Genomic DNA, 26772 nt, shown 5'->3' on the forward strand with positions numbered 1-26772 from the left:
AAAATCAGGTCGTGACGGTCGGCGCGTCGCGTTCGCGGGTGAGGACGTTTCGACCCGTTTCGGCGTCGAACAGGTGGACGTCCGACTCGTCGAACGCGATCGTCACCTGATCGCCCGGCTCGAGGCGCACGTCCGAGTCGACGCGGGCGATGAACTCGTCGCTCACACCGAGGTGCAGGAAGTTGTCGGAGCCGACGGGTTCGACGACGTCGATGGTGGTCGCGATCGCGTTGGCCGCGCTTTCGTCGGCGACGGTGACGTTCTCCGGCCGGACGCCGAGCGTGTACCGACTCGACTCGAGCTCGTCCGCGTGACGGTCGACGTACGCCGCCGAGAGGTCGTACGCGAACTCGCCGTCGGGATCGGTCAGGTGCAGTCGATCGCCGTCGGGTTCGACGGCGACGTCGACGAAGTTCATTGACGGCGAGCCGATGAAGCCGCCGACGAACCTGTTGACCGGCCGCTCGTAGACGTCGGTCGGCTTCCCCTGTTGCTGGAGGTCGCCGCCGTCGAGGATGACGATCCGATCGCCCATCGTCATCGCCTCGTGCTGGTCGTGCGTGACGTAGACGGCCGTGATCCCGAGTTCGTTCTGGAGCCGCTGGATCTCCGCGCGCATGCTCGTCCGGAGCTTGGCGTCGAGGTTGCTGAGCGGTTCGTCGAACAGGAACAGGTCGGGCTCCCTGACGATCGCGCGTCCGAGGGCGACGCGCTGTTTCTGGCCGCCGGAGAGCTCGTCGGGCTTGTCCTCGAGGAGGTCCGCGATGTCCATCATCTCTGCCGTCTCGACGACCCGCGCTTCGCGCTCGGACTCGCTCAGATCGGTGCTCATCCGGAGCCCGAATTCCATGTTCTCGAAGACGGTCTTGTGAGGATACAGCGCGTAGTTTTGGAACACCATCGCGACGTCCCGGTTTTTCGCGTGGACGTCCGTGACGTCCTCACCGCCGATCAGAATGCGTCCGGCGGTGGGCTCCTCGAGGCCCGCCAGCATCCGCAGCGTCGTCGTCTTGCCACAGCCCGACGGCCCGACGACGGTCACGAATTCGCCATCCTCGATCTCGAGGGAGAGGTCGTTGACGGCGACGACTGATCCGGTGTCGTATTCCTTCCGCAGTGCGTCGACTGTGACCCGTGCCATGCCCCCACATTCTCGGGGCGCGATAAAACCCTTTCCAAAATACGCTATCTGTGAAGTAATATCTCAGCGTAAATTCTACAATGATGGAGCTCGTCGGTCGATGAGCGTCGTCCTCTATCCGTGTTCCGACTGACTGAGTCGAGTTCAGATCGGTCCTCGGCCGAGTAGCGGCCGGGTATAGCCGTGGTAGCTCAGATCTTCGGGCACCCTGTGACGAGACGAGTTCACGCAGCCGCCTCTCTCCCATCCCAAATCATTAAATACGTGAATACATAATTCATCATCGATTGCAGCATGCCAATGAAACGCAGACCAGTACTCAAGGGGATCGGCGGTACCGTCGCGGGACTCTCGCTCGCGGGTTGCATGGGCTACTTCACCGGGGACGACACGTCGCCGCTGTGGCACGAGTTCACCGATTCTGAGGAGCGCACCTTCGAGAGTCACCTCGAGACGTTCACCGAGGAGACCGACCACGACCTCGAGGCCTCCGGCGTCTCGAACATGCAAGATCAGTTAGAGACCGCCCTCCCGGCGGGCGACGGGCCGATGAGTTTCACCTGGGCACACGACTGGATCGGCGCCCAGCATGAAGACGAGACCCTCTATGACGCATCTGACTCGATCGACGTCGACCTCGAGGGAACGTACTCGGAGGCGGCGGCCAACGCGGTTCAGTGGAAGGACAACGTGTACGGACTCCCCTACGCCGCGGAAACGGTGACGCTGATGTACAACAAGGATATGGTCGAGGAACCGCCGGAGACGATCCCCGAGATGATCGAGATCATGGAGTCGTACGACGGCGACGACCAGTACGGCATCGGCTATCCGGGGGACGCGTACCACTTCAGCGCCTACCTGCAAGGGTTCGGCGGCGTGCTCTACGACGAGGACGCCGACGAACTGGGAATCGACGACGATGCGGTCGTCGAGGGGCTCGAACTCGTCCGGGACAGCATCTACGAGTACAGTCCGAACGACCTGAACAAGGACCCGAACCTCTCGGTCTTCCAGAACGGAAACGCGCCGTTCGTCGTGACCGGCCCGTGGAACCTCGGCGGGCTCCGCGATGCGGGCATCGACGTCGGGGTCGCGCCGCTGCCTGCGCCCGAGGGCGGAGAACCGACGCCGTTTACGGGCGTTCAGATGTGGTACTTCACGTCTCGCCTCGAGGACGCGGAGGACGACGTCCACGACGCGGTGCTCGACTGGGCGGAGTGGTACACCACGACCGAGGACGTCGCCACGACCAACGCACAGGACCACGCGATGATTCCCGTCCTCGACTCGGTCGTCGGGAGCGACGACCTCGGTTCGGACGTCGACGCGTTCAGCCAGAGCGTGGGCATGGGGATGTCGATGCCCGCGAGCGAGAAGATGGACGCCGTCTGGGACCCGCTCGAGTCCGCGATCGACGTCGTGCTCGGCTCGGGCGGCGACGCCCGAGAGGAACTGGAGTCGGCCGCCGAGCAGATCCGAGGCTCCTGGGAGTAAGCCCGTCGTCACTATTAGCAACATGTCCCTAGGAACATCCGAAGGCGTCGTGGATCGCGTCCGTCGCAGCCTCCCGTCCGGCGCGAAAGACATCGGGGTGGCGCTCGTCGTACCGGGGCTGCTCCTGTTCTCGCTGTTTATGATCTACCCGATCGCGTTTCTCGCCTATCTCTCGCTGACCGACGTGCGATCGGCGGGAGACGTTCTCAGCGGCGACTCGTCGCTCGTCTGGTTCGAAAACTACCTCCAGCTCGTCTCCGATCCGGCGTTCTGGAACTCGCTGGGGGTGACCTGGCTCTACGTCGGCGTCAGTCTCGTGCTCAAGCTGGCGCTGACGATCGGTATCGCCACGCTGCTCACTCACGGACGAGTGGCCGGGAAACGGTATATGCGGGCGCTCGTCATCGTCCCAATGGGGTTTCCGCCGATCTTCGCGATTTCGGTCTGGCGAGCCATGTTCAGCCCCGCCAGGTTCGGGCCGGTCAACAGGTTCCTCTCGATGTATAACGACATCGTCACCGGACTTACCGGAGTCGTCAACGACGTCGTATTCTTCGTCACAATCAACGCTCCGGAGTTCCTGCTCGTTACCGTTCCGGTAAACTGGACGGGCAGTCGGTGGGCCGCGTTCTCCGGCTACGTCGCCACCGAGACCTGGCTCGCGTACCCGTTCATGGTGATCATCACCGTCAGCGCGCTCCAAGACGTGCCGATGGAACTCCACGACGCGGCGAAGGTCGACGGCGCAGGCTACCTGACCCGATTCCGTCACGTGACGCTGCCCGCGATCAGAGGGCCGCTGGTGTTCGCCTCGATCCTCACCGCGGCCACGTCGTTCCAGAACTTCCTGATCCCGTGGGTGTTCAACGAGGGCGGCCCGGGACGGAGCAACGAACTGCTCTTAGTCTACGGCTATCGAGAGGCGCTCACGTTCGACAATTACGCGCTGTCGTCGGCGATCATGATCGTCGCGATCGGCTTCATCGGGCTGTTCATGTGGCTCGCCGTCAGGAAAACCAATCTCGCGGAGGGGGTGTGATCGGATGGGAGCCATCACCGATGCGATAGCGGACGTCCGAGCGGGTCGGCGAAGCCCCAGAGACGTCGCCAAGTCGGTTCTCACGACTGGGGTCGCCCTCGGACTCCTCCTGGTCCTGATGTTTCCGGTCTACTGGATCGTCAGCGTCTCACTGTCCGTCGGAACGACGCTGTCGTCCCCCGGCAGCCTGTTCGGCGACCCCGCCACGTACAACCTGAACTCGTTTAGGTGGGTCCTCGAGAACGAGGCCTTCCGACGGGGGTTGCTGAATAGCCTAATCGTCGTCAGCGTGACCGTCACGGTCACGCTCGCGTTCTCGATCCCCGGCGCCTACGCGCTCTCGCGGCGGGAGTTCCTCGGTCGGCGGAAGATCCTCTACGGCTATATCCTGTTCACGCAGATGGGCGCGGGGCTCTCGATCGCCGTCCTCATCGCGCTCTACGCGCTGTTCTCGGACTTCGGGTTGACGAACAACCTCCTCGTTCTCGGTCTCTTCTATGCGGCCGGCGCGATCCCATTCAACACGTGGCTGTTGAAGACCTTCATGGACAACATCCCCGTCTCCTACGAGGAGGCGGCCATCGTCGACGGGGCCAGTCAGTGGCAGGTCATCCGGGAGGTCATCCTGCCGCTGTCGAAGCCGGGGATCGCCGCCGTACTGGTGTTCGCCTGGACCGCCGGCTGGAACGAGTTCATCGTCGCGCAGACGCTGATCCACGATCCCGATCTCTACCCGCTGTCGGTGGAACTGTACGGGATCATCGACGACCGGCGCGGGACGCCGTGGCCCCACTTCGCTGCGTTCGCGCTCCTGTTCGCCCTGCCGGTCGCGATCATCTACTTCCTCGCCCAGAAACACGTCGAGAGCGGCCTCTCGTTCGGCGGAATGGAAGGCTAACCGGCCGACCGCCGTCCCCTCGTTTCCTCTTTCGCTGCTCGCTCGAGTCCCCTCGAGCCGTCGCGCTCACGACTCGTCTCCCTCGAGAACCACGACCGAATCGACTGCGAGGGTTCCGCCGGACTCGAGCGCGTCGGCACCGAGCAGGGGCTCGGCGTCGGTGACGGACTCGCCGAGTTCGACCCTCGCCGTCCCCGCGCCGAAGTGAAACGCCACGACGACGCGGCGACCGCTCGCCGGGTCCGCGCGGGCGAACGCGACCGCGGCGTCGGTGTCCGTCTCGTACTCGATGCACTCGAGATCGGCCGCGGACCGCAGCGCCGGATGCGAGTTACGAAGGTCGATCAGCCGCCGGTAGTACTCGAGCAGGTCCTCGTCGAACGCGCCCCAGTTCATCGGATCGCGCCGTCCGGTCACGCCCGTCTCCTGACCGTAGTAGAGCATCGGCGACCCCGGGAGGGTGAACGTCGCCGCGCCCGCTGCCCGCTGCGCGTCGCGGCCGTATTCGTCGAGATACCGGTCAGTGTCGTGGTTCTCGACGTACAGCAGCCACTCCGAGTCCGGATGCGCGCCGCGGCGCTGCCGGTCCTCGACCGCCTCGAGGATCGCGTCGGCGCTCGTCGTGTCGATCCCGGCAGCGGAATCCGTGAACTCGTCGGCGACCGCGTCCTCTTCCGCTTCTGCCTCGTCGGCTTCGGCGGCAGTCTCGTTGTCGGCCTCGCCCGCGACCGACGCCCCCAACGCCTCGAGCGTGTCGTGGAGGACGTCGTCGTGGTGCGTGTGAAACCGCCCGCCGCCCATCTCGACGTCGGAGGGCAGCGTCTCGTCTAACAGGAAGAAGTCGCTGTCCGCGCCGCTCACTCGGTCGGACACCTCGGTCCAGAAGCTCAGGGGGACGCCCCAGGCGACGTCCGCGCGAAAGCCGTCGACGCGCTCGGTCCAGAAGTCGACGACCGAGAGCAGGTACTCGCGGACCTCGGGGTTGGCGTAGTTCAGATTCGGGATGTCGTCCCAGCCGAAGTAGGTGTCCGGAGCGCGCTCGTCGAAGTCCGCCCACCGGTACCAGTCGCGATAGCGCTCGTGGTCGGGATGCGTCTCGTCGACGGCGGCCTCGTAGAAGGGGTGCGTGTCCGCGGTGTGGTTGATCACGAGGTCGAAGACGACTCGGATGTCCCGCTCGTGACAGGCGTCGACCAGCGCCTCGAGGCCGGCCATCGTCCCGAGGTCCGGGTCGACGCCGAAGTAGTTCGTCGTGTTGTAGCCGTGTGGCCCGCCGTTCTCCATGGGTGTCCCGAATCCGCTCTTCGCATCGAGAAACGGCGTCAACCAGAGGACGTCGATTCCGAGGGTCTCGAGGTGATCGAGGCGCTCCGCGATCGTCTCGAACGTGGGCTCGTCCCGATCAGGGAACCGACGCGTGAAGACCTCGTAGACGACCGCGTCGACGGCCCACTCGGGCGACTCGAACGGACGCTCGACGCGGACGGACGGCTCGTCCGCCGCATCGTCGGCGGGGACCAGTTCGATCGCGTCCGGAACCGAGTGGCGTTCGTCGACAGCGACGGCGTAGACGCGGACGGGTTCGTCGATCGCACCGATCGGTATCGTGCCGTCCGACTCGAGCACGTCTCCGTTCCGGTCGTCGACGTAGTACTCGACGCTCGAGTCGCCGTCGCTGACGACGCTCGCGGTCGCCGAGAGACGGACCCGATCGCCCTCGACCGTCGCGTCGAGTTCGACCTGCGGGCGCGGCGCGTCCTCGTCCGCCTCGGGAAACACGCGGACGGTCAACTCGTGGGGTCCGTCGGACGCCTCGAGTGCGAGCGTGTACTCGCCCGGTACGTCCGGTTCGAACTCGGCGATCGGGCCGTCAGTCGGGATCGCGTTCGAGCCCTCGGGCGACTCGAGCACCCGCCAGGCGTACGTCGCGTCGCCGTCCGGATTCCGCGGCGCGAGATCGTCCCGCGTCTCCATTTCGTTTCCGTTCGGGTCGACGATCCCCTCGTCGACGGCGACGAACCGCGGCGACCCGGGATGGTGCGAGCCGTCGTCACTCTCGAGCGCGCGATCGGACCCAGGTTCGCCTCCGTCCGTGCACAGTCGTCGCTGATCCATGGGTTTCCTTTCGGCCCGGGGAATAAATTTGTGGTGTGATAGTACACCATAGTTAGAACGTAGCGGAATTGCGGTCGCTGTTGACGATGCGGTTCCTCAATCCGGTCACATCACATGCGTATCGAACACTGCTGCATCCGCGAGCGAAGCGAGCGGTTCACCGACGGTGAGGTCGAAGGCCGAACCGTCGGCCTTTTTCATCGACGTTTTTGCGTCGAGTGGTTCGCTGAGGCGAACCCGAGGCGGAAAAAGTTCGTTCCCTATACTGAACGCGATTTTCGTGGCCAATCTGGACAAAGAAATCGTAGCACCAACTACTGGTATACCGCGTCGAACAACGCAAATCAGAGAGTTGCCGGCTCGATTCGGCTTACGCCTCGTCGAACAACGCCGAGCCCCGCTCGGCGAACCCGACGAAGCGTGAGCTTCGTCGAACAACGGAAGACTCGTGATACTCGTTTTCCGAGCTTGACGCGGCTTACGCCGCGTCAAACAGCTCCTCGCCCTCGATCATGTGTTCCTCGACGGCGTCCATATCGAGCGTCACGCCGAGCCCCGGTTCCTCGGGGATCTCGATGTAGCCGTCCTCGATGACGTCCTCCTCGACGAGGTCCTCCCACCAGCCGAGTTCGTAGGAGTGGTACTCAACGGCGAGCGAGTTCGGAATCGCCGCACCGACGTGGGCGCTGGCGACCGTCGCCACGGGCGAGGAGACGTTGTGCATCGCGACCGGAACGTAGTACATGTCCGCGAGGTCGGCGATCTTTCGGGTCTCGCGCATCCCGCCGACTTTGGGCATGTCCGGCGCGATGATATCGACGGCCTGCTCCTCGAGCAGGCGGCGCTGGCCGTGTTTCCGGTAGACGTTCTCGCCGACGGTGATCGGCGTCTCGGTCGACTGGGTGACCTCCTGCTGGACGTCGTGGTTCTCCGGCGGGACGGGGTCCTCGAGCCACCAGACGTCGTACTCCTCGAGACGCTTCGCGAGGCGCTTCGCGCTGCCGCCGGAGAACGTCCAGTGGCAGTCGAAGGCGACGTCGGCGCGGTCGCCGACGCGCTCGGTGACCTTCTCCACGATTTCGGCCTTGTGTTCGATCTCGGGCTCGCGGAGGTGGCGGTTCGCCCGATCCTTCTCGTGACCCGACGGGACGTCGAGGTCGAACTTCAGCGCGTCGTATCCCAGCTCCTCGACGACGCGTTCGGCCTCGTCGGCGCAGGCGTCGGGGTCGGCCTCGTCCTCGGTGTGACAGTCACAGTAGACCCGGACCTCGTCGCGGTACTTCCCACCCAGCAGCTGGTAGGCCGGCACCTCGAGGATCTTGCCCGCCAGATCGTGCAGCGCGACCTCGATGCCCGCGATGGCGGTGACGGTGACGCCGGCGATCGACCCCTCGCCGGACATCTTCTGGACGAGGTGCTCGGTCAGACGATCGATGTCGAGCGGGTTCTCGCCCTGCAGGAAGGGCGTCATCCGCTGGATCAGTTCCGGGACGCCGGCGCCCCAGTAGGCTTCGCCGGTGCCGACGATGCCGGCGTCGGTGTAGATCCGGACCAGCGTCCACGGGAAGTTCCCGTCGATCATCGTCGTCTGGATGTCCGTGATCTCGACGTCGCGGCCGCCCCCGCGTTCGCGGGTGACCTGCATCGTCTCCGCCGAGAGGTCGCGCATCGTATACTCGGCGTTCGGGTCGTGCAGCTGTGAGTAATCGACTCCCATGGTTGTAAATTCACTTCGAAGATAGTAATAGTTTCTACCTTCCGCGAGCAAAGCCGCCGAGTTACGACTGAATGACAATCTAGAACTCGGAGTCATGAATCCGGTGCTTGCAACGATCAACGATCGTTCTCGAGCGAGCGTCGTCGGCTCTCAGGCGCGTTCGAGTTCGTCACCGACGTCCTCGAGATCGACGTCAAGCGCCGCTGACGCGGCGAAGGCGGCCCGCTTCTCGGCGGTCCGACGGTCGATCGCCTGCGGACCGACGGCGAACTCGATCCGGCGAACTCCTTCAGCAGGACTCGAGCAGCCGAGCACCGTGACGGGGCCGACCTCACGGGTGTTCCGGACATGGGTTCCGCCGCAGGCTGCCACGTTCCAGGGCTCCCTCGCGTCCGCAGTCGCCATCCCATGGCCGGTGTCGTTCTCGTCACCGATCGTCACGACGCGGACTCGACCCTTTTCGACGGCCGTCTCGGATCGCTCCTCGTCGAAGACGACGTCGTCGCGTTCGCGCACCGTCGCGACGGGAACGCTCTCCCAGGAGACCGGCCTCGACTCCCAGACGGTCCGGTTGATCAGTTCGTCGAGTTCGATCAGCGCCTCGTCGTCGAGCGGTGCTGTCTCGAGGTCGATCGCGACCGTCTCCTCGCCGATCTCGAGACCGGCGTACTCCGGGGACTCGAGGCAGCGTCTGGCGGCGCCGTAGCAGATGTGGGCGGCCGTGTGCGCGCGCATGCAGTACATGCGAAACGACCAGTCGATCGAACAGAGCACGCGATGGCCCGCCCTGAACGACGGCTCCGCGGCCAGCACGTGGGCCTGTTCGCCGTCGACCAGTCGCACGTCGGTGACCGCCGCGTCGCCGACGGTTCCGCGGTCGGCCGGCTGGCCGTCGCTCGTCCCGTAGAAGTAGCTCGTCTCCAGCCAGACCGTGCGCCCGTCGATGGACGTCACCTCGGTTTCGAATCGCGTGGTGTAGGGCTCCCCGGCTGCCCGTTGTCCGGTCATTGGGTCCACTCTCTCGTCAGCTATGAAAAGTCTGCTTGCCGAGACCGTTCGTCGGGTCGCGGGTCCGCACGCCGACGGAGACCTACTCGGACAGCGTCACATCCAGTCGCTCCTCGAGGGCCTCGATCAGCCCGCCGCCGACGCCGTCCTGGGCCGCTCGGCCCTGTTCGACCGCGAGGAGATCCTTCTCGCGCGCGCCGAGTTCCTCGGCGAGCTCCTCGCGCTGCAGGCCGGCGTCCTGACGCGCCGCCTCGAGTTTCTCGCCGTAGCCGGAGACGAGATACGGTAACGGATCGTCGTCGTAGTTCGTCCCCTCCTGCTCCCAGTGTTTGGAGTCGCCGTCCCAGACCGGGTTCGCCTTGGCGACGTTCTGGGCGGCCTTCTGCTTGCGGCTCGGTTCGTCGTTCGAATCGCTCCGTCCCTGTCCCTGCCCCTGCTCTCGAGAGCCGCGACCGGACCCCGAGCGCTGCTGGGTGTCGTCGTGGGGCGCACAGTCCGGACAGACCTCGAGTTCGGCGCCGGCGACCGTGGCGAGTCGAAGCGAGTCGCTTTCGGCACCGCAGAGCTCGCAGCTCGTCCCGCCGCCGCCGGAGGACGAACCGGTCGAATACTTAGCCATGGTACCTTTTGGCAACTCGAGCATTTCAAATCACCGCCTCGAATTCCCTCAGTCCCGTGTGACCTCGGCGCAGGCCGGGAGAAAAAGAAAGGGCTTTTGTAATACCGATGGATACGGTTGAGTGCAGTAAGACAAAGACACCGCGAGCGTGGGTAGCCAAGCCAGGCCAACGGCGCAGCGTTGAGGGCGCTGTCCCGTAGGGGTCCGCCGGTTCGAATCCGGTCCCACGCATCGCATGGGTGGACGATGTCCACCAAACGTGAGGCGGCGTAGCCGCCGAGCGAAACGATGCAGGTGATTTCCCTTCGCGGACATCACCCACGCATAACTTCTGACGGACACTACACCAGACAGCGAGAGCGATGTCCGTCGGTTCTGCGGGTGTACGGGCAACTCTTTGCGAGGAGCTACGGCGTCGCCCACTCGAGAACCACTGCCCCGACGAGAGTCAGTAACCACTTTCCCCGCACAGTCGAATCTCGAGACATGGAGTACGTCCCTCGAGAGCGCGTCAATATCCTGACGGCCGTCCTGAGTATCGTCTCGCTCGCGATCGTCTTCGCGGCCGCGGGCGGCCGGATCCCGTCCTCGACGGTACCGATCGCGCCCGACTGGGTCCTCGAGTCGATCCCCCATCTCAACGTGATCATCAGCGCCGCGGCGATCGGGACGATCTCGATCGGCTGGCGGGCGATCCGTCGGGGGAACGTCGGCCGTCACCGGCTGGCGATGGTCACCTCGTTCGTCCTGTTCGCGGCCTTCCTGACCTTCTACCTCTACCGGCTGGTCGCGACCGGGGGACCGCAGCCGTTCCCCGGCCCCCAGACGATCAAACAGTTCGTTTACTATCCGATCCTCGCGATTCACATCTTCCTCGCGATCGTCTGCGTGCCGCTGGTCTACTACGCGCTGTTGCTCGCCGGCGCGTATCCGATCGACGAACTCTACCGGACGAACCACGCCCGCGTCGGTCGGATCGCCGCGAGCCTGTGGCTGATCTCCTTCTCGCTGGGGATCGTCGTCTACGTGCTGTTGCACGTGGTCTACTGAGGTCGCTCGAGGACAAACTCGGTTTTCGTGTTGGGGTTAGGTTCAGCGCGACCGATAGCAACCGCGAGCGAACGGAGTGAGCGAGCGGGCCGACGACTGACCCGAAGCGAGTGAAACGAGCGAAGGGGAAGGAGGAGTGCTTTTGATCGACCTTTTCCGCTGCAGTCTATCGCGATCGAGGCGCGTTGCGCCTCGCTCGCGATGTCCCTCGGTAAAAGGTCGTTAGTCGTCCGCCGGAAGCTGCTGCCCGCCGACATCCGGGCGAGAGACGTCGCGGTCGGTTTCCTCGCCCTCGATGTCGTAGGGGTATTCGCCGGTGACACAACCCAGACAGAGGTCGAGTCGCTCTTTCCCGAGCACCTCGGCGACGGCGTCGGTCGAGAGGTAGGCGAGGCTGTCGGCCTGAATCTCGTCGCGGATCTCGTCGGTCGACCTGTCGGAGGCGATTAATTCCTCACGTGTGGCCATGTCGATCCCCATGTAGCAGGGCGCGACGATCGCCGGGGCGCCGATGCGGACGTGGACCTCCTCGGCGCCGCAGTCCTTGAGCAGCTGGACCAGTTGCGTGGAGGTCGTCCCGCGGACGATCGAGTCGTCGATGACCGTGACGGTCTTCCCCTCGATCGTCGATTTGATCGGGTTGAGCTTCAGCCGCACCGCGCGTTCGCGCTCGTCCTGGGTCGGCATGATGAACGTCCGGCCGACGTAGCGGTTCTTCATCAGCCCCTCGGCGAACTCGACGCCAATATCCTCGGAATCTCGAGGCTCGCCGTCGGCGGTCGTCTCGCTCGCGGCGTCCGCGTAGCCCGAGGCGAAGGCGCGCCCGGAGTCCGGAACGGGCATGACGACGTCGGTCTCGACACCGCTTTCCTCCCAGAGCTTGCGGCCGAGGTTTCGGCGGGCCTCGTAGACCAGCGTCTCGTCGATGACGCTGTCGGGGCGGGCGAAGTAGACGTGTTCGAAGAAGCAATGCGCAGTGTTCTCCTTCTCGACGAGCTGGTAGGAGTCGAATCCCTGACCGTCGTCCTGCAGGACGACGAGTTCGCCCGGCCGCACGTCGCGGACGAGTTCACCGTCGAGCGTGTCGATCGCCGCCGACTCTGAAGCGAGGATGTAGCCGTCCTCGAGTTTCCCGATACAGAGCGGCCGGTTCCCCTGCGGGTCGCGCACGCCGAGAATGGTGTCGTCGTGGCTGATCGTTAGCGAGTACGAGCCGTGAATGCGCTGCATCGTGTGCTTGACCGCGCGAACGAGGTCTTCCTCGAGTAAGTTGCGCGCGAGGTCGTGGGCGATGACCTCGGTGTCGCCGTCGCTGGTGAAGGCGTGGCCCGCGGCGGCGAGTTCGTCGCGGATCTCGTCGGCGTTGACGAGGTTGCCGTTGTGCGAGAGGCCGAGCGACCCGCTCTTGAAGGAGACGGAGAACGGCTGGGCACAGCAGGAGTCGACCGATCCGGCCGTCGGATACCGGACGTGGCCGATCCCTGCCGCGCCGTTTAGCATGTCGAGGTCGTCCTCGTCGAAGACGTCCCCCACGAGCCCCATTTCGACGTGGCTGTGCTGCTGGAAGCCGTCGTGCGTGACGATTCCGGCAGACTCCTGGCCGCGGTGCTGGAGTGCGTAGAGCGCATAGTACAACGGCCGTGCCGCGTCTCGACCGTCGAGTGAGACGCCGACGACGCCGCACTTTTCGGTCATTCCTGTTCGCCGGGGAGTCTCGCCCCGCCCATCAGTCATGGAAGTCAGTAGGGAGCCGAGTCGATAAAAATCCCCGTGTTTGTGCCTCATCAGCTCCCGAAGGGACAAAATATGAGCACGATCATGCATACTTCTATCGGAACGACGCGACGGCGGCGTCTCATCGCGAGCCCGACCCGCGGCGGTGGCCGAAAACCGACCGTCAGCGACGGCGTTTTCGACCGATCGATACGGTCGGTCGATCCGCGATCACGGCGGCCACCACGAACATGGGGACGTTTTGCGGTCGTCGGACGACGCGGCGCCTCTTCAGGGCTTTCGAGCCGTTTGAGGGACGACCGGTAAATCACGGCAATTTTGCTATTGCATCGGAGAACACTGTTCAATGAACCGATCGAACGCGATCGACGTGGCTCGATCGCCGACAATCGCGTTCCCGTTCGCTGCCGCCGTCGCCGTCGCGACGTGGATGCTCGCCGCGGGATCGGCGGCGACGATGCTCTCGATCACGCTCTTCTGTATCGTGCTCTGGGTCCTGACGCCGGTACCGCCCTCGTACACGGGGCTGATCGCGCTCGGACTGATCGCCGTCGCCGTCTCGACGGAACTTGCGCTCGCCGGATTCCAGAAGCCGGCGACGTGGCTCATCGGCTTCGGATTACTGATGGGGGAGGCGACGCGCCAGAGCGGCCTCGCGAACGGCGTCGGACGGTGGATCGCGACCAGAGGCATCGGCGACGCGGTCGACGGCGACTCGCTCCGAGCGTACCGTCGTCTGCTGCTCGCGCTCTCGATCGGCGCTCACGCCCTGGCCTTCCTCGTTCCGTCGGCGCTCGTCCGCATCCTCGCGCTCGCGCCCATCCTTCGGGAACTCGGCTCTCTGTTCGACTCTCGGCAGGCGCGGGTCGGCCTCTATCTCGGCCCGCTGTTCGCCACGTTTTACGGCTCCGCAGGGATTCTGACTGCGGACCTGCCGAATATCATCATCTCCGGCTTCGCGGAGTCGATCGGCGGCTACACCATCTCGTGGTCCGAGTGGTCGCTCCACATGTACCCCGTCATGGGGTTCCTCCGCGTCCTCCTGGTCGTCGGCATCGTCTACGCCCTCTTCCGGCCCGCGGCCGACTCGAGTTTCGAACTACCCGGAGACGGACGGTCGTCCGACGCCGGGGCCCAGCGACGGATGCTCGCGTTCCTGCTCGTCGGGACGCTGATCTGGGCGACGGACTTCGTCCACGGCTTCCACCCCGTGGTCGGTGCGGTCGTCGTCGTCATTCTGGCGTTCCTGCCCTCTCTCGGCGTCGCCGACTTCGAGACCGTCGGGAGCGACGTCGACTTCACGATCCTCTTTTTCATCGCCGCGGTGTTCGCGATCGGCGACGGGTTGACCCGAACCGGGTTCACCGACCGCGCGGCGACCCGACTGCTCGCGTTCGTGCCGTCTGACGGGCCGCTCGTAGTCATTCTCGCCGCTGTTTTCCTCATCACGTTCGCGCTGACCTTTCTGATGGAGGGGTTGGCCGTCGCGAGCGTGCTGACGCCGATCCTCATTCCCTACATCGACGCGGCGGGGCTCCCGTTCACGCCCGTCTTGCTCGCGGAAACGATGGCGCTGAGTTCGTACTTCTTCCCCTACCAGTCGGCGGTCCTCATCGTCATTCTGAACGAGGGCGACGTCCGGACGCGGGAGTTGATCGTCGCCACGATCGCCTGTTCGGCCGCGACGATCCTGCTCTTGCTCCCCGTCCAGTTCGGGCTCTTCAGCCTCTTCTACTAGGATTGTCGACGAGGGTCGGCGAATCGCGTCGAAGGTCCGCCGGTTCGGGCCGGCGAGAGGACTCGAGGCACAGTGTTCAAGACGGTTGCCTCGAATCCGACGAGTATGCGACTCGAGGAGTACTGGGGCGTCGGGCCGAAGACGCGGGCGACGCTGGTCGAGGAACTGGGACGGGACCGCGCGATCGAGGCGATCGAGAGCGGCGACGTGCGGGCGCTCGCGGACGCCGGCCTCGCTCGCGGCCGGGCGACGCGAATCCTGCGCCGAGCGACGGGCGGCGACGGGATGGACGTGCTGGCGACGAGTGACGCCCGATCGGCGTACAAGGAACTGCTCGATCTGGCGGTCGAACACGCCGTCACGCAGCGCGCGGCCGACCGTATTCGCGTGCTGACGCCGCTGACCGACCGCGAGGCAATGGAGGACCGGTTGGACGACGTCCTCGCGGCCCGGGACGCCTGGGCCGCACTCGAGACCGACGACCGCGAGGCCGTTCTCGCGGCCTACGACCGCTACGACGAGCGCGCGGGGAGCGAGCGCGCCGCCGTCGAGGCCGCGCTCGCCCTGCTCGAGGCCGGCGTCGACTCGGGACCGTTCGCCGCCATCGCGGATCTCGAGCGGGACCGACTCGCGGAGGCCGCCGAGGCGCTCGCGGCGCTGGACGGCGACCGCGGGCGAGTGCGGGAGGGCGCCGACGAGGACCTCGACCGCTTGCGCGAGGCGCTCGGCGCGGTCGAGGACATGGACGCCAACGCCCTCGAGTTGATCGAGGAGTTGCGGTCGGACGGGGTTCGCGACGTCGGCCAGTTCCGCGAGGCCTTCGAGGACCACCTGCTGACCGAGACGGCGGTGACCGCCGACCGGGTTCGCGACGCGATGCCGACGGACGCGACCGACGCGACGGACTTCGTCGGTGCCACGCTGCGAACCCTCCGGAGCGACCTCACCGACGCGATCGACGAGCACGAGGAAACCGTCGCGAGCGACCTCGAGGCGACCCTCGAGGAGACGAGCGATGCCGTCGAGCGGGCCGTGTCCGCCGTCGACGACATCGCCTTGCACCTCTCGCTGGCGCGGTTCGCCCTCGAGTACGACTGTACCCGGCCGACGTTCATCGAGGCCCCCGAGGCCGCCGTTTCCGTCGTCAACGCCCGAAACCTCACCCTCGCCGCCGTGGACGACGAGTCCGTTCAGCCGGTCACCTACGCGCTCGGCGACCACGGGGTGACTGAGGTACCAACAGATGTGAACGCGGTTCCCGGCGAGGAGCGCGTCTCCGTGCTCACCGGAGCCAACAGCGGCGGGAAGACGACGCTGCTCGAGACCCTCTGCCAAGTGGTCCTGCTGGCGATGATGGGGCTGCCCGTCCCCGCCGATCGGGCCGAGGTGACGCCCGTCGACGCGCTGGTCTTCCACCGTCGCCACGCGAGTTTCAACGCGGGCGTCCTCGAGTCGACGCTGCGCTCGATCGTACCGCCGCTGTCGGCCGGCGGGCGCACCCTGATGCTGGTCGACGAGTTCGAGGCGATCACCGAACCCGGCAGCGCGGCCGACCTCCTACACGGGCTGGTGACGCTGTCCGTCGACCGCGACGCGCTGGGCGTGTTCGTCACCCACCTCGCGGACGACTTAGAGCCGTTGCCGCCGGAAGCGCGGGTCGACGGCATCTTCGCGGAGGGGCTGAACCCCGACCTCGAGTTGCTGGTCGACTACCAGCCCCGCTTCGATACGGTCGGGCGGTCGACGCCGGAGTTCATCGTCTCGCGACTCGTCGCGAACGCCGACGACCGCGGCGAGCGCGCGGGCTTCGAGACGCTCGCGGAGGCGGTCGGCAACGACGTCGTCCAGCGAACGCTGGCCGACGCCCGCTGGACGGAGACGAAGAGCGACTAGCGGCTCCGCTCCTCGCCGTCCTCGTTCGGGTCCCAGCGCTCGGTTCGTTCTCGTCCGTCCCGCCCGTCCTCGTCGAACCACTCGTCGGACGACGGCGTGTAGTCGACGGTGTCGGTATCCGATGCGCCGTACGTGTAGACCGCGCCGTCCTCGTCCTCGCAGATCCGGGCCTCGAGATAGGTCCGGGCCGCGCGCCACGAGAGGACGCCCATCTCGACGACGTCGGCGAGCGTCGTCTTCGTCGCGCGAAACCACGTCCGTACCCGACGGTCCGCGGCGTCGTTCTCGACGGCGACGATCGCGCCGCGACCCCCGTCGCGTCCGTCGGGCCACTCGAGCCAGCAGACGCGGTAGGCCGTGACGTGATAGTCGCCGCCGGGCTCGACGACGTACAGCGCCTCGTAGCAGCAGGGGTCGAGGTACTCGATCAGGAGTCGGTCCCGGTCGATCGCTTCCGCGAGCAGGTCGCCGTCGACGTCGCCGTCGCCCAGCGGGGTCTCGGCGCTGATCCGGTCGCCGAGGGCGACGTCCTCGCCGCCCCAGTGGCTGTATCGGAGGTCGTACCGCTGGTCCGGTCGCCGGTAGGCGACGAGCGCTCTATGCCCCATCGGCCTCCGGGAGCCCGCGCGGCGAGTGGTTGTCCGTGCGTCTCGAGTGACGGGCGACGCTGAGCGGGGAGTCCATCGCCGGTGCTGGTCGCCCCTCCGTACTTGAACCTGCGGTCCGGGTTCGAGCCGACTCGAAAACGAAGAGAACTAGCGGACGGCTTCGACCCCCGCGTCGTCACTCCGGCCGAAACTCGAAGCTCCCCCGCTCGCGGATGTCCAACTCCGCACACTCCGGACACCGTTCGCGTGCCGTGTCGAAGACGGCCCCGCACGACGGGCACTGGTACTCGACGCCGGCGTCGTCGGTGGGTAGCGTCCGCTTGAGTCGCTCGAGAAATTCCATCGGAGACGGGTGTAGGAGCCTGGCGGGGGTTAGCGCCGTGCATGCACACGCTACGTCGTGCGTTGAACCCGTTCGCGACCGCGGCGGATCGCGCCGCGGCGAGCCCGCGGACGCAACACCGAAATCCTTCCGGCCCGTAGCGAACGGTCCCGAATGGACGCAGCCTACGACGCAATCCTCTTCGACAACGACGGCGTGCTGACGACGCCGACCGATCGCGAGGTGCTCATCGACGCGATGCACGACGCCTTCGCGGCCGTCGGCGTCGTCGACCCGCCGTCCGAGCACGTCCGGACCGTGATGGGGCCGAGCGTCGACTCGCTGCGCGAGGTCGCCGACGCCCACGACGTCGACCCCCACGAGCTCTGGACGGCCCGCGAACACGCCGCCGTCGCGGCCCAACTGGAGGAGATCGAGGGCGGGCGGAAGCGGCTCTACGACGACGTCGGCGCGGTCGCCAACCTAGACGGCGTCGCGACGGCGATCGTCAGCAACAACCAGCACGAGACGATCGGCAACATCGTCTCTCACTTCGATCTCGACTGGCTCGACACCTGGTACGGCCGCGAGCCGACGGTGAAGGGGATCGATCGCAAGAAACCGACACCGTACTACCTCGAGCTCGCGCTCGAGGAACTCGACGTCGAGGACGCGCTGTTCGTCGGCGACAGCTGGGTCGACGTCGAGGCGGCCGACGCCGCCGGGGTCGACGCCGCCTTCCTCCGCCGCGATCACGTCGAAGGCGTCGGCCTCCCGCGGGAACCGACGACCGAGATCGAGAGCCTCGAGGAGATCCCCCGCCTGCTGTAGGCGGTTTCCGTAGACGGTCACTGGTCGTTACGCGACAGCAGCGATCCGACGCTCCGCGCGGTCCCTGACAGCGGCGTTCGTCGCGGCGAATCTCCGCTCGAGCGCGTCCCGGTCGAACAGCAGCGGGACGAGCGCGCCGCGGTCCGTCTCGCGGTGGAGCAGCAGGGTCTGACCGTCCTCGGTCGGCTCGAGGCGTACCTCGCGGTAGCCGTCGAAGGCGAAGGGAACGGCGAGTCGGTCGCGCCAGACGAGTCGCCGCTCGGGTTCGGCGCGGACGATCGTGGGTCCGAACGCCGTCTCGTGACGGTCCGACGGTTCGGTTCGCAGCCGCCGACTGCCGTCTCCCCGGAGCGTCCCCCCGACGGCGCGGGCGAACGGGTTCAACGCCGGGTAGCCGTCGAACTCGAGCAGGACGTCCCAGACGACGTCGGGCGGGGCGTCGATCTCCTCGAACGCCTCGATCTGGTTCATGCCACCGAGCACCACTCGAGAGGAGATGTCCGTACCGCCGTCGCTGGCCGGGTCGTCGACGCGCTCGGACGGCTCCGAACGGCGGAAAGTGCGACCGCACAGACCGCTCGCGACGGGTTCGAATCGCTCCGTCTAGGCGCTGACGTTGAACCGCCGGTTCGTCGAGTACGACGCGCCGCCGGGTTCGCCCCGGACGAAGTGGCCGGCCGGGTTGATCTCGTTGCTCCGTTCCTTCGAGAGGAGTTCGACGAACCGGGCCTCGTGTTCGATCTCCTCCTGGAGGATGCGCTGGGCCATGTCGTAGGTGCGCGGATCGACGCCGCGGGTCACGTCGCAGATCTCCGACCACGTGCGAATCGCCCACCGCTCGGCCTCGAGCAGCACCTCGAGGACGTTCTCGGCGGTCACCTCGTCCAGTTGCGGGCCCTCGGTCTCGTAGGGTACCGGCAGTTCGGCGTCCGGATAGGACGCGCGGTCGGCGAACTCTCGGCTGTCGTTCGGCAGCGAGCCACTGAGTTCGTAGATCCGCGGCGCGACCAGTTCGAAGTGGGCGCGGTCCTCGAGGCGGGCGTCCTCGGTAATTTCTGGATGGACTATTTCCTGAAATCGACGAATCTGGGATCGTTAGCACCGGTCACTTGGGATGACGAGTCCGAATCACCCGGAATTACTCGAGGTCGAAGCGATCGAGCGTCATCACCTTGCTCCAGGCGTCCGCGAAGTCACGGACGAATTCTTCCTCGCCGTCGTCGGCACCGTAGGCGTCCGCGAGCGCTCGAAGCCGAGCGTTCGAGCCGAAGATGAGGTCGAAGCGGGTGGCTTCCCACTCGACGTCGCCGGTGTCGCGGTCGCGGACTTCGAAGCGTTCTCTGTCCTCCGAGACCGGCTCCCAATCGTAGCCCATATCGAGCAGGTTCGCGAAGAAATCGTTCGTCAGGACGCCGGGTTCGTCGGTAAAGGCGCCGCGACCGGAATCCCCGTAGGTCGCACCCAGCGCGCGCATGCCTCCGGCCAGCACCGTCATCTCGGGTACCGACAGGGTCAGGAGGTGCGCGTGGTCTATCAGCCGCTCCTCGGGCGAGTCGTACAGGTCGTCGTACTCGCCACCGAGGTAGTTCCGGAAGCCCTCGGCCTTCGGCTCGAGCGCCTCGAAGGACTCGACGTCGGTTTGCTCCTGTGAGGCGTCCGTGCGGCCCGGTTCGAAGGGAATGTCCACGTCGTAGCCGGCCTCGGCCGCTGCCTGCTCGACGGCCGCGTTGCCCCCCAGCACGATGAGGTCGGCCAGCGAGACCGTCACGTCGTCGGAGCGGGTGCGGTTGAACTCGCCCCGAATCTCCTCGTAGGTCGAAAGGACCGTCTCCAGTTCCTCGGGCTCGTTTACCTCCCAGTTTCGCTGTGGTTCGAGGCGGATCCGTGCGCCGTTCGCGCCGCCGCGTTTGTCACTATCGCGGTACGTCGACGCCGACGCCCACGCGGTCTTGACCAGTTGCGGGACGGAGAGGTCCGAATCGAGAATCTCCGCCTCGAGTTCGTCGATTTCCGCTTCGCCGACCAGTTCGTAGTCGGCGTCGGGGACGGGATCCTGCCAGATCAACGTCTCGTCGGGGACCTCCGGGCCGAGGTACCGCTCGGGCGGTCCCATGTCGCGGTGGAGGAGCTTGAACCACGCCTTCGCGAACGCCTCCCGGAACTGGTTGGGGTTCTCCCGGAAGCGCTCGAGGACCTCTCGGTAGTCGGGGTCGTGCTTCAGGGCGACGTCCGTCGTCAGCATCATCGGCAGTTGGGTCTCCGACGAGTCCTGGGCGTCCGGCGCGGACTCGAGGTCCGCTTCGTCTTTCGCCCGCCACTGCCACGCGTCGCCGGGCCCCTTGTGGGGTTCCCACTCGTGATCGAGCAGGTTGTCGACGTAGCCCGTGTCCCACTGGATCGGCGAGGCGTTCCACGGTCCTTCGATACCGCTCGTGATGACGTCAAGTCCGCCGGTCTTGTCTTCGCTGCCTTCGTGCTGCCAGCCGAGGCCCTGCTGGTCGATGGGGGCCGCCTCGGGCTCGGGGCCGAGATTCGTGTCGGGGTTGTCGGCGCCGTGGACCTTCCCGAAGGTGTGGCCGCCGGCGATGAGCGCCACGGTCTCCTCGTCGGTCATCGCCATGCGAGAGAACTCCTCGCGGATGTTCTTCGCGGAGCCCTCGAGGTCCGGTTCGCCGTACGGCCCCTCGGGGTTGACGTAGATGAGCCCCATCACGGTGTTCGCGAGCGGGTCCTTGAGGTCGCCGACCTCCCCGTCGCGGTAGCGCTCGGGCGAGGTCGTCTCCCACTCCGTCTCGGGCCCCCACTCGACGGCCTCGTTGGACTTGAACGCGTCCTCGCGCCCGCCGGCGAAGCCGAACGTCTCGAAGCCCATCGACTCGAGGGCGACGTTCCCAGCGAGGACCATCAGGTCGGCCCACGAGAGCTTGCGGCCGTACTTCCGCTTGACCGGCTGGAGCAGGCGGCGGGCCTTGTCGAGGTTCACGTTGTCCGGCCAACTGCTCTCCGGCGGGAGGCGCTGGAGGCCGCCGGACGCGCCAGCGCGGCCGTCGAGCGTGCGATACGTCCCCGCGCTGTGCCACGCCATCCGGATGAAAAGCGGCCCGTAGTGGCCGTAGTCGGCCGGCCACCACTCCTGAGAGGTCGTCATCACGTCCTCGATGTCCGCTTTCACCGCCTCGTAATCGAGTTGCTGGAACGCCTCCGCGTAGTCGAAGTCCTCGCCGTACGGACTGGCGTCCACGGTGTTATCGTCGAGGATGTCTACTCTCAGCAGATCCGGCCACCAGTCTTGGTTGGACCAGGTCATAGCATAACAGGACCGAGTCTATCCTCATAATACTGTTTCCCATGTGATGTTTTGAGTTTCTTATTTACATTTTAATTCGGGACAGGGTAACGGTTGCTTTAGAGGGAAAATACTCCCCGGGCCGTACTAACGGCGGAGATGGGACGTTCCCGGAACCGGACAGTCGGGTTCAGTGGCCGTTCGCGGTCGAGTCGACCGACCCCGAATCGTTGAAGGCACGCGGTACGAACACGTGTCTATGGAACGAACGGGGACGATCCTCCGGGGTCACGAGTTCGAACCGGTCGAGGGACGCGTCGTGATCGGCGACGACGGCCGGATCGAGGCGATCGAAGAGGCCGCCGTCGAGAGCGGGGACATCATCCTGCCGGCGTTCGTCAACGCCCACACGCACATCGGCGACTCGATCGCGAAGGAAGCGGGCGGCGGGCTCTCCCTCGAGGAACTCGTCGCGCCGCCGGACGGGCTGAAACACCGCTTGTTGCGACAGGCCTCTCAGGCGGAACTCGCCGCCGCAATGCGCCGCTCGCTGCAGTTCATGCAGGAATCGGGCACCGCGGCCTGCCTCGAGTTCCGCGAGGGCGGTGTCGAGGGCGTCGAGACGCTCGAGCGCGCGGTAGCGGGGCTCGAGATCGATCCGATCGCCTTCGCGCGCGGCTCGATCGACGCGATGCACGCGGGCGACGGCTTCGGCGCCAGCGGCGCCAACGACGCCAATTTCGACGCCGAGCGCGAGGCGACCCGCGAGGCGGGCAAACCCTTCGGAATCCACGCCGGCGAGGTCGACGAGAGCGACATCGATCCCGCGCTGGACCTCGAGCCGGAGTTTCTGGTTCACATGGTTCACCCCGAACCGCACCACCTCGAGCGCGTCGCCGAGCAGGAGGTCCCGATTGTCGTCTGTCCGCGATCGAACCTCGTGACCGACGTCGGGCTGTCGCCGTACGCGGAACTCAGCGAGCGGACGACGCTCGCGCTCGGCACGGACAACGTGATGCTCAACTCGCCGTCGATGTTCCGGGAGATGGAGTTCCTCGCCAAGCTGTCGGAACTGCCGGCCACCGAAATCCTTCGGATGGCCACGATCAACGGCGCCGAGATCGCCGACCTCGAGTACGGCCTCGTCGAACCGGGACGGGAGGCCCGACTGCTCGTCCTCGACGGCGACTCGCACAACCTCGCCGGCGCTCGCGACCCCGTCCGGGCCGTGGTCCGACGGGCCGGCGTCGACGACGTCCGTGAGGTCGTCCTCGGTTCCATGACCGTCTAATCGCCGCTTCACGCGTCTCTCGTAGTTGCCTCCAGTTTTCGGGCATCGCTCCCGGCTATCAACTCGATCGACCGTCCGGCTGAACCACGACAACGCTATTATAGTAGTGTGTTGTATGTTACCATAATCCGTATGTACGATTGCATCCTCGTTCCGACCGACGGCTCGCCGGAGGTGGAACACGCTCTCGAGTACGCGTTCGATCTGGCTCGGAGTCACGACGCCACGGTGCGAGCGATTTACGTCGTCGACGTCGCGGGCTACGGAAACCTCCCGATGGAAGCCGCACTGGAAGGGGTCGGCAGCGCCCTCCGCGAGGACGGAGAGCGAGCGGTCGGTCGAGTCGAGGAACTCGCGCCGGAGGATATCGACGTCGAGACGACGGTGCTCGAGGGCTCTCCGAGCCGCGTCATCGTCAATCAGGCTCAGCCGGAGGAGTGCGACCTCGTCGTCATGGGAACGCACGGCCGGGCCGGCATCGACCGACTCCTGCTCGGCAGCGTCACCGAACGCGTCGTTCGCCGCGCGCCGGTACCGGTGCTGGCGGTCCACGTCGACCCGACCGACGACGAGGGGACTCGTCGGGATCGAAAACGCGTCGCCGTCGAGTAAATCGACCGTTCTCAGACCGGCCGCAAGTGTTCGCAGTCGCCCGCCGAGACTGTCTCCTGCCCGTCGTCCGTCTCGATCACGAGCGCTCCCGAGTCGGTGATATCGACCGCCTCGCCGACGACCTCGCCCGCGGGCCGGTCGACCCTGACGCGCTGGCCCAGCGTCAGCGCCAGATCCCGCCACGCCGGTATGACGGTCTCGAGATCGTTCCGGTAGTCGTCGAACTCCTCGAGCAACCGCTGGACGAACAGGCGTCGGTCGACGTCGCCCGCCTCGTCGCGGATACTCGTCGCCCCCTCCGGCAGCGCGTCGACGTCTATGTTGGCGTTGACACCGATACCGGGGATGATCCAGTCGACCCGATCCGTCTCGCCTTCCATCTCGGTGAGGATACCCGCGAGCTTCCGGTAGTCGCCGTCGTCACCCACCGGGACGACCACGTCGTTCGGCCACTTGATCCGGGCGTCGACGCCGGCCTCGCGGGCCGCTCGAGCGATCGCGACCGCGGCCGCGAGCGTGTACAGCGGCGCTTGCGCGGGCGTGATCGTTGGCCGCGAGACGATGCTCACCCAGACGCCGCCCGAGGGTGACGACCACTCGCGATCGAGTCGGCCGCGGCTACCAGTCTGTTCGTCGGCTAACACGGCCACATCCGCCGCTCCGTTGGCGGCGAGTTCGCGCGCGCGATTGTTGGTGCTCCCGATCGTCTCGTGGTAGTCGACCGAAAACGGCGCCTCGAGGCCGAACTCGACGGCCGGCCCGGTGTACGCCTCGACGGCGACCAGTTCGTAGCCGGTCGGTCCGCTCTCGATCTCGAAGCCGGCGTCGCGGAGGCCGTCGATCTGTTTCCAGACGGCCGCCCGCGAGACGTCCAGCGACTCGGCCAGCTCTGGCCCCGAGACCGGCCCGTCGGACAGCGCCTCGAGGATCGCCCGTCGCGTCTCGTTCATGGACGCGAGAGGGGCGCGCTCGCACTTCAATCGGCGGGGTCGTCGCCGAACGCCGCGACTGTTCGATCTACTGGTCCATCCGTAGGCTTTTATCGGCGGTTCACGAAGCTCCGAACGAGCGTGTAATACGCTACCATAACCCATGAAACTCGGACGTCGCTGCACCACCTGTGAACGCCGAATCGAGGAGCACGAACTCGTGCGCTGCGAGACGTGCGGTCAGGAGGTCCACGAGCCGTGCGAGGACTACCGAACGAGTTTCGAGTGCAGTCGCTGCGCGGACGAGCCGGCGATCGGCGCGATGGAGTTCTGACCGCTATTTTTCGGTCCCCGACGGCTACTGCAACCCTGACGGGCACCGAGACCTCTACGTATTCCGCGGCGACCGGCCGGATCGTTTCGGTTCCGGCCTCGCGAACGGCGTCCCGATCCGAAGTGGAGTGAAACGACGTTCCACGGATCTCGAGGCCGACGGTCGTCAGGTCGCCGGTGAGCGAGACGGCGCGCACTCTCGAATACGGCGCCGACGGACGAAAGAAGCCCCTGCTATGGACTGCGAAAGCGAACAGTGCCGAGCCCGCGAACGTCGACAGGAGATGAGCGGAAGCCGGAGCGAGAAATCCGTCGTCGAAGTCGAGTTCCGCGTCGACGATCCGTCGTATCCGTTCGTCGACGCCTCGGAGACGGCAGGCTGCCTGCTCGACCTCGAAGTGCTCTTTCCCCATTCGGACGGCGGGTTCGTCGAGTACTTTACCGTCGAAGGCGTCCCGCCGGAGCGGATTCCCGAATCGATCGATGACGCCGCGGACGTCGACGCGGACCCCGTCGCCCGCCACGCCGACGGCGGGCGACTGCGGTTCCACGTCCGCGGCGACTGCGTCGCGAAGACGGTCGTCGATTTCGGGGCGATTCCCCGGACCGTCGAGGCCGCCGGCGGAGAGGGGCGGCTCGTCGCGGAGGTCTCGTCGCGAGCCGACGCCGTCAAACTCGTCGACCGAGTCCAGCGGGAGCATCCGACGGTGACCGCCACCGACTGTCGCGACCGGCGTCGATCGACGCCGCTCTTCACGCGCTACGACCTCTCGCAGACTCTCATCGACGCGCTGACGGACAGACAGCGGGAAGTGTTCCTGACGGCCTATATGAACGGGTTCTACGACTGGCCGCGAAAGCACGAGGCCAGCGAACTCGCCGCCAAACTGGGAATCGCGCCGGCCACCTTCTCACAGCACCTCCGAACCGCAGAAGGGAAGATCTTCAGCTCGCTCCTCGATACCGACGACGAGCGCGTGTTCGTCGAGTGAGTCGAAGTGCGGACGACCCGACCCTGTTTACTCTCGAAGCTCGTGGAGCTTCTCGCGACCCGGCGCGATCAGTTCGTCGAGGTAGCTCGCCAGCGTCCCCTTCGCGTCGGCGGGGTGGAGTTCCCCGGACTCGAGGTCCGCGGCCAGCGACTTGTAGGCCTCGTAGGTCAGATCCCCGCCGTACTTCTCGGGGCGTTCGACGACGATCTCGTCGAACCGCGGGAAGACGTGGTACTCGAACAGTTCGAGGACGGGGTTCTCGCGCTCGTTGCCGTCGTCGTCCGGCTCCGGATCGCGGGTCGGCGGGCAGTACGCCGAGTTGACCTTCTCCTCGAGGTCCTCCGTGGAGTCCTCCATCGAGATGGTGATCCCCTCGCTCGAGGACATCTTCCCCTCGCCGCTGGTGAGATCGGCGACGATGGGGGTGTGGAGGGCGGGCCGAACCTCGTAGTCGACCTCGGGCAGCTTCTCGCGGGCGAGCATGTGGACCTTGCGCTGGTCGAGCCCGCCGACGGCCAGATCGAGATCGAGGTACTCGATGTCGAGCGTCTGCATCAGCGGGTAGACGAGGTGGCTCACCTTCGCCGTCTCGTCGCCCTGAATCTCTGCCATCGCACGCTGGGCCCGGTTCATCGTCGTCGAGAGCTCGAGTTCGTGGAGGTCGAGCGTGTACTCCTCGTCGAGCTGGAACTCGGAGCCGTAGACGAACTCGGTCGACTCCTCGTCGAGTCCGTACGCGATGAACTGGGCTTTCATTCGCTCGGCGGTCTCGCGGATCTCCTCGAAGGTCCCCTTCCCGTTGAGGTAGGCGTGGACGTCGGCCAGCAGAACGACGACCTCCATACCGGCCTCCTGGAGATCGATGAGCTTGTTCGCCGTCAGCAGGTGGCCGAGATGGAGCACGCCGGAGGGCTCGTAGCCGACGTAGGCGCGCTTGCCGTCGGGATCGTCGGCGAGTTCGCGCACCTCCTCGTCGGTGACGACCTCCTCGGCGTTCCGGGTGATCAGGTCGTAGGTATCCATTGCTGTCTGAGTGGAATCAGCGGACGGATTTATGCTTTCTTGAACGGTGGTAGTATACCGGACGATCTCAAGGCGGTGTCAGGACCGTCTCGATCC

At 66.1% G+C, this 26772-nt stretch carries 23 protein-coding genes, 1 tRNA gene and 1 pseudogene; 12 read left to right on the forward strand and 13 right to left on the reverse strand.

Annotation, left to right across the window (positions count from 1 at the left end; all coding sequences use genetic code 11):
• Positions 1-4: 4 nt before the first annotated feature.
• Positions 5-1141, reverse strand: a complete 1137-nt coding sequence (locus HTUR_RS13085) for an ABC transporter ATP-binding protein (RefSeq protein ID WP_012943796.1) — start codon at positions 1139-1141, stop codon at positions 5-7.
• Positions 1142-1441: 300 nt separating this feature from the next.
• On the opposite strand from HTUR_RS13085, the gene HTUR_RS13090 reads away from it, so the two are divergent.
• Genes HTUR_RS13090 through HTUR_RS13100 form a run of 3 tightly spaced genes read left to right on the forward strand, consistent with a single transcriptional unit; the run spans position 1442 to position 4575 of the window.
• Complete coding sequence (locus HTUR_RS13090; protein WP_049941733.1) at positions 1442-2638, forward strand: extracellular solute-binding protein; 1197 nt, start codon at positions 1442-1444, stop codon at positions 2636-2638.
• 22 nt (positions 2639-2660) lie between these two features.
• Positions 2661-3677: a carbohydrate ABC transporter permease gene (locus HTUR_RS13095; protein WP_012943798.1), complete on the forward strand. Its 1017-nt coding sequence runs from the start codon at positions 2661-2663 to the stop codon at positions 3675-3677.
• Positions 3678-3681: 4 nt separating this feature from the next.
• A complete protein-coding gene (locus HTUR_RS13100; RefSeq protein WP_012943799.1) occupies positions 3682-4575 on the forward strand; it encodes a sugar ABC transporter permease in 894 nt (297 codons plus the stop codon).
• A 66-nt stretch (positions 4576-4641) separates the two neighbouring features.
• On the opposite strand, the gene HTUR_RS13105 is transcribed toward HTUR_RS13100, so the two are convergent.
• The 4 genes from HTUR_RS13105 to HTUR_RS13120 all read right to left on the reverse strand — a co-directional run bounded on the left by HTUR_RS13105 (position 4642) and on the right by HTUR_RS13120 (position 10034).
• Complete coding sequence (locus HTUR_RS13105) at positions 4642-6690, reverse strand: alpha-amylase family glycosyl hydrolase (protein ID WP_012943800.1); 2049 nt, start codon at positions 6688-6690, stop codon at positions 4642-4644.
• A 478-nt stretch (positions 6691-7168) separates the two neighbouring features.
• Positions 7169-8407: a mandelate racemase/muconate lactonizing enzyme family protein gene (locus HTUR_RS13110; protein WP_012943802.1), complete on the reverse strand. Its 1239-nt coding sequence runs from the start codon at positions 8405-8407 to the stop codon at positions 7169-7171.
• A 150-nt stretch (positions 8408-8557) separates the two neighbouring features.
• Positions 8558-9415 carry an alanyl-tRNA editing protein gene (locus HTUR_RS13115; RefSeq protein ID WP_012943803.1) on the reverse strand — a complete coding sequence of 286 codons (858 nt, stop codon included), beginning with the start codon at positions 9413-9415 and terminating at the stop codon, positions 8558-8560.
• 82 nt (positions 9416-9497) lie between these two features.
• Positions 9498-10034 carry a helix-turn-helix domain-containing protein gene (locus tag HTUR_RS13120; protein ID WP_049941734.1) on the reverse strand — a complete coding sequence of 179 codons (537 nt, stop codon included), beginning with the start codon at positions 10032-10034 and terminating at the stop codon, positions 9498-9500.
• Between the two features lie 146 nt (positions 10035-10180).
• Here HTUR_RS13120 and HTUR_RS13125 point away from each other — a divergent pair.
• Both HTUR_RS13125 and HTUR_RS13130 read left to right on the forward strand, forming a co-directional pair.
• Positions 10181-10265, forward strand: a tRNA-Leu gene (locus HTUR_RS13125).
• 255 nt (positions 10266-10520) lie between these two features.
• Complete coding sequence (locus HTUR_RS13130) at positions 10521-11084, forward strand: DUF420 domain-containing protein (RefSeq protein WP_012943805.1); 564 nt, start codon at positions 10521-10523, stop codon at positions 11082-11084.
• 222 nt (positions 11085-11306) lie between these two features.
• Here HTUR_RS13130 and purF read toward each other — a convergent pair whose 3' ends face one another.
• The gene (gene purF, locus HTUR_RS13135) at positions 11307-12779 is read right to left on the reverse strand and encodes an amidophosphoribosyltransferase (protein ID WP_012943806.1); all 1473 of its coding nucleotides are present in this window, start codon (positions 12777-12779) and stop codon (positions 11307-11309) included.
• A 385-nt stretch (positions 12780-13164) separates the two neighbouring features.
• On the opposite strand from purF, the gene HTUR_RS13140 reads away from it, so the two are divergent.
• Positions 13165-14556: an SLC13 family permease gene (locus HTUR_RS13140; RefSeq protein ID WP_012943807.1), complete on the forward strand. Its 1392-nt coding sequence runs from the start codon at positions 13165-13167 to the stop codon at positions 14554-14556.
• A 105-nt stretch (positions 14557-14661) separates the two neighbouring features.
• Positions 14662-16449 (forward strand): MutS-related protein, encoded by a 1788-nt coding sequence (locus HTUR_RS13145; protein ID WP_012943808.1) that lies wholly within the window; start codon positions 14662-14664, stop codon positions 16447-16449.
• On the opposite strand, the gene HTUR_RS13150 is transcribed toward HTUR_RS13145, so the two are convergent.
• Positions 16446-17057, reverse strand: coding sequence for a DUF6735 family protein (locus HTUR_RS13150; RefSeq protein WP_012943809.1), 612 nt, complete (start codon positions 17055-17057; stop codon positions 16446-16448). The genes HTUR_RS13145 and HTUR_RS13150 overlap by 4 nt on opposite strands.
• 175 nt (positions 17058-17232) lie before the next feature.
• On the reverse strand, positions 17233-17400 hold the full coding sequence (locus HTUR_RS27410; protein WP_012943810.1) for a hypothetical protein: 168 nt from the start codon (positions 17398-17400) through the stop codon (positions 17233-17235).
• Between the two features lie 153 nt (positions 17401-17553).
• Here HTUR_RS27410 and HTUR_RS13155 point away from each other — a divergent pair, with 153 nt between their 5' ends.
• Complete coding sequence (locus HTUR_RS13155) at positions 17554-18210, forward strand: HAD family hydrolase (protein WP_012943811.1); 657 nt, start codon at positions 17554-17556, stop codon at positions 18208-18210.
• 27 nt (positions 18211-18237) lie between these two features.
• Here the strand turns inward: HTUR_RS13155 and HTUR_RS13160 are convergent, their stop codons facing one another.
• The 3 genes and pseudogenes from HTUR_RS13160 to katG form a co-directional block, all read right to left on the reverse strand.
• Positions 18238-18681, reverse strand: a complete 444-nt coding sequence (locus HTUR_RS13160) for an SRPBCC domain-containing protein (protein WP_012943812.1) — start codon at positions 18679-18681, stop codon at positions 18238-18240.
• A gap of 132 nt (positions 18682-18813) precedes the next feature.
• Positions 18814-19272 (reverse strand): annotated as a pseudogene (locus HTUR_RS13165) (ferritin-like domain-containing protein); the annotation flags it as partial.
• A gap of 76 nt (positions 19273-19348) precedes the next feature.
• A complete protein-coding gene (gene katG / locus HTUR_RS13170; RefSeq protein ID WP_012943813.1) occupies positions 19349-21517 on the reverse strand; it encodes a catalase/peroxidase HPI in 2169 nt (722 codons plus the stop codon).
• 238 nt (positions 21518-21755) lie between these two features.
• Here katG and HTUR_RS13175 point away from each other — a divergent pair, with 238 nt between their 5' ends.
• Together HTUR_RS13175 and HTUR_RS13180 are read left to right on the forward strand one after the other, a co-directional pair.
• The gene (locus HTUR_RS13175; RefSeq protein WP_012943814.1) at positions 21756-22787 is read left to right on the forward strand and encodes an amidohydrolase family protein; all 1032 of its coding nucleotides are present in this window, start codon (positions 21756-21758) and stop codon (positions 22785-22787) included.
• A gap of 132 nt (positions 22788-22919) precedes the next feature.
• A complete protein-coding gene (locus HTUR_RS13180) occupies positions 22920-23399 on the forward strand; it encodes a universal stress protein (protein WP_012943815.1) in 480 nt (159 codons plus the stop codon).
• Between the two features lie 11 nt (positions 23400-23410).
• Here HTUR_RS13180 and HTUR_RS13185 read toward each other — a convergent pair whose 3' ends face one another.
• A complete protein-coding gene (locus tag HTUR_RS13185) occupies positions 23411-24349 on the reverse strand; it encodes a biotin--[acetyl-CoA-carboxylase] ligase (RefSeq protein WP_012943816.1) in 939 nt (312 codons plus the stop codon).
• 142 nt (positions 24350-24491) lie between these two features.
• On the opposite strand from HTUR_RS13185, the gene HTUR_RS27415 reads away from it, so the two are divergent.
• Entirely contained in the window at positions 24492-24662 is a 171-nt protein-coding gene (locus tag HTUR_RS27415; RefSeq protein WP_012943817.1) for a hypothetical protein, read from the forward strand.
• A 283-nt stretch (positions 24663-24945) separates the two neighbouring features.
• Positions 24946-25653 (forward strand): helix-turn-helix domain-containing protein, encoded by a 708-nt coding sequence (locus HTUR_RS13190; protein ID WP_226377446.1) that lies wholly within the window; start codon positions 24946-24948, stop codon positions 25651-25653.
• Between the two features lie 27 nt (positions 25654-25680).
• Here HTUR_RS13190 and HTUR_RS13195 read toward each other — a convergent pair whose 3' ends face one another.
• On the reverse strand, positions 25681-26676 hold the full coding sequence (locus HTUR_RS13195; protein ID WP_012943819.1) for a tyrosine--tRNA ligase: 996 nt from the start codon (positions 26674-26676) through the stop codon (positions 25681-25683).
• Between the last annotated feature and the right edge of the window lie 96 nt (positions 26677-26772).

This window comes from Haloterrigena turkmenica DSM 5511 (assembly GCF_000025325.1).
In the GTDB taxonomy this organism is placed as follows: Archaea; Halobacteriota; Halobacteria; order Halobacteriales; family Natrialbaceae; genus Haloterrigena; species Haloterrigena turkmenica.

Coding starts and splice junctions, on each gene's coding strand:
- katG (WP_012943813.1), bottom strand. CDS start 21,517: ATGACCTGGTCCAACCAAGACTGGTGGCCGGATCTGCTGAGAGTAGAC.
- HTUR_RS13095 (WP_012943798.1), top strand. CDS start 2,661: ATGTCCCTAGGAACATCCGAAGGCGTCGTGGATCGCGTCCGTCGCAGC.
- purF (WP_012943806.1), bottom strand. CDS start 12,779: ATGACCGAAAAGTGCGGCGTCGTCGGCGTCTCACTCGACGGTCGAGAC.
- HTUR_RS13115 (WP_012943803.1), bottom strand. CDS start 9,415: ATGACCGGACAACGGGCAGCCGGGGAGCCCTACACCACGCGATTCGAA.
- HTUR_RS27415 (WP_012943817.1), top strand. CDS start 24,492: ATGAAACTCGGACGTCGCTGCACCACCTGTGAACGCCGAATCGAGGAG.
- HTUR_RS13105 (WP_012943800.1), bottom strand. CDS start 6,690: ATGGATCAGCGACGACTGTGCACGGACGGAGGCGAACCTGGGTCCGAT.
- HTUR_RS13150 (WP_012943809.1), bottom strand. CDS start 17,057: ATGGGGCATAGAGCGCTCGTCGCCTACCGGCGACCGGACCAGCGGTAC.
- HTUR_RS13130 (WP_012943805.1), top strand. CDS start 10,521: ATGGAGTACGTCCCTCGAGAGCGCGTCAATATCCTGACGGCCGTCCTG.
- HTUR_RS13155 (WP_012943811.1), top strand. CDS start 17,554: ATGGACGCAGCCTACGACGCAATCCTCTTCGACAACGACGGCGTGCTG.
- HTUR_RS13085 (WP_012943796.1), bottom strand. CDS start 1,141: ATGGCACGGGTCACAGTCGACGCACTGCGGAAGGAATACGACACCGGA.
- HTUR_RS13195 (WP_012943819.1), bottom strand. CDS start 26,676: ATGGATACCTACGACCTGATCACCCGGAACGCCGAGGAGGTCGTCACC.
- HTUR_RS13110 (WP_012943802.1), bottom strand. CDS start 8,407: ATGGGAGTCGATTACTCACAGCTGCACGACCCGAACGCCGAGTATACG.
- HTUR_RS13175 (WP_012943814.1), top strand. CDS start 21,756: ATGGAACGAACGGGGACGATCCTCCGGGGTCACGAGTTCGAACCGGTC.
- HTUR_RS13090 (WP_049941733.1), top strand. CDS start 1,442: ATGAAACGCAGACCAGTACTCAAGGGGATCGGCGGTACCGTCGCGGGA.
- HTUR_RS13100 (WP_012943799.1), top strand. CDS start 3,682: ATGGGAGCCATCACCGATGCGATAGCGGACGTCCGAGCGGGTCGGCGA.
- HTUR_RS13160 (WP_012943812.1), bottom strand. CDS start 18,681: ATGAACCAGATCGAGGCGTTCGAGGAGATCGACGCCCCGCCCGACGTC.
- HTUR_RS27410 (WP_012943810.1), bottom strand. CDS start 17,400: ATGGAATTTCTCGAGCGACTCAAGCGGACGCTACCCACCGACGACGCC.
- HTUR_RS13180 (WP_012943815.1), top strand. CDS start 22,920: ATGTACGATTGCATCCTCGTTCCGACCGACGGCTCGCCGGAGGTGGAA.
- HTUR_RS13190 (WP_226377446.1), top strand. CDS start 24,946: ATGAGCGGAAGCCGGAGCGAGAAATCCGTCGTCGAAGTCGAGTTCCGC.
- HTUR_RS13120 (WP_049941734.1), bottom strand. CDS start 10,034: ATGGCTAAGTATTCGACCGGTTCGTCCTCCGGCGGCGGCGGGACGAGC.
- HTUR_RS13185 (WP_012943816.1), bottom strand. CDS start 24,349: ATGAACGAGACGCGACGGGCGATCCTCGAGGCGCTGTCCGACGGGCCG.
- HTUR_RS13140 (WP_012943807.1), top strand. CDS start 13,165: ATGAACCGATCGAACGCGATCGACGTGGCTCGATCGCCGACAATCGCG.
- HTUR_RS13145 (WP_012943808.1), top strand. CDS start 14,662: ATGCGACTCGAGGAGTACTGGGGCGTCGGGCCGAAGACGCGGGCGACG.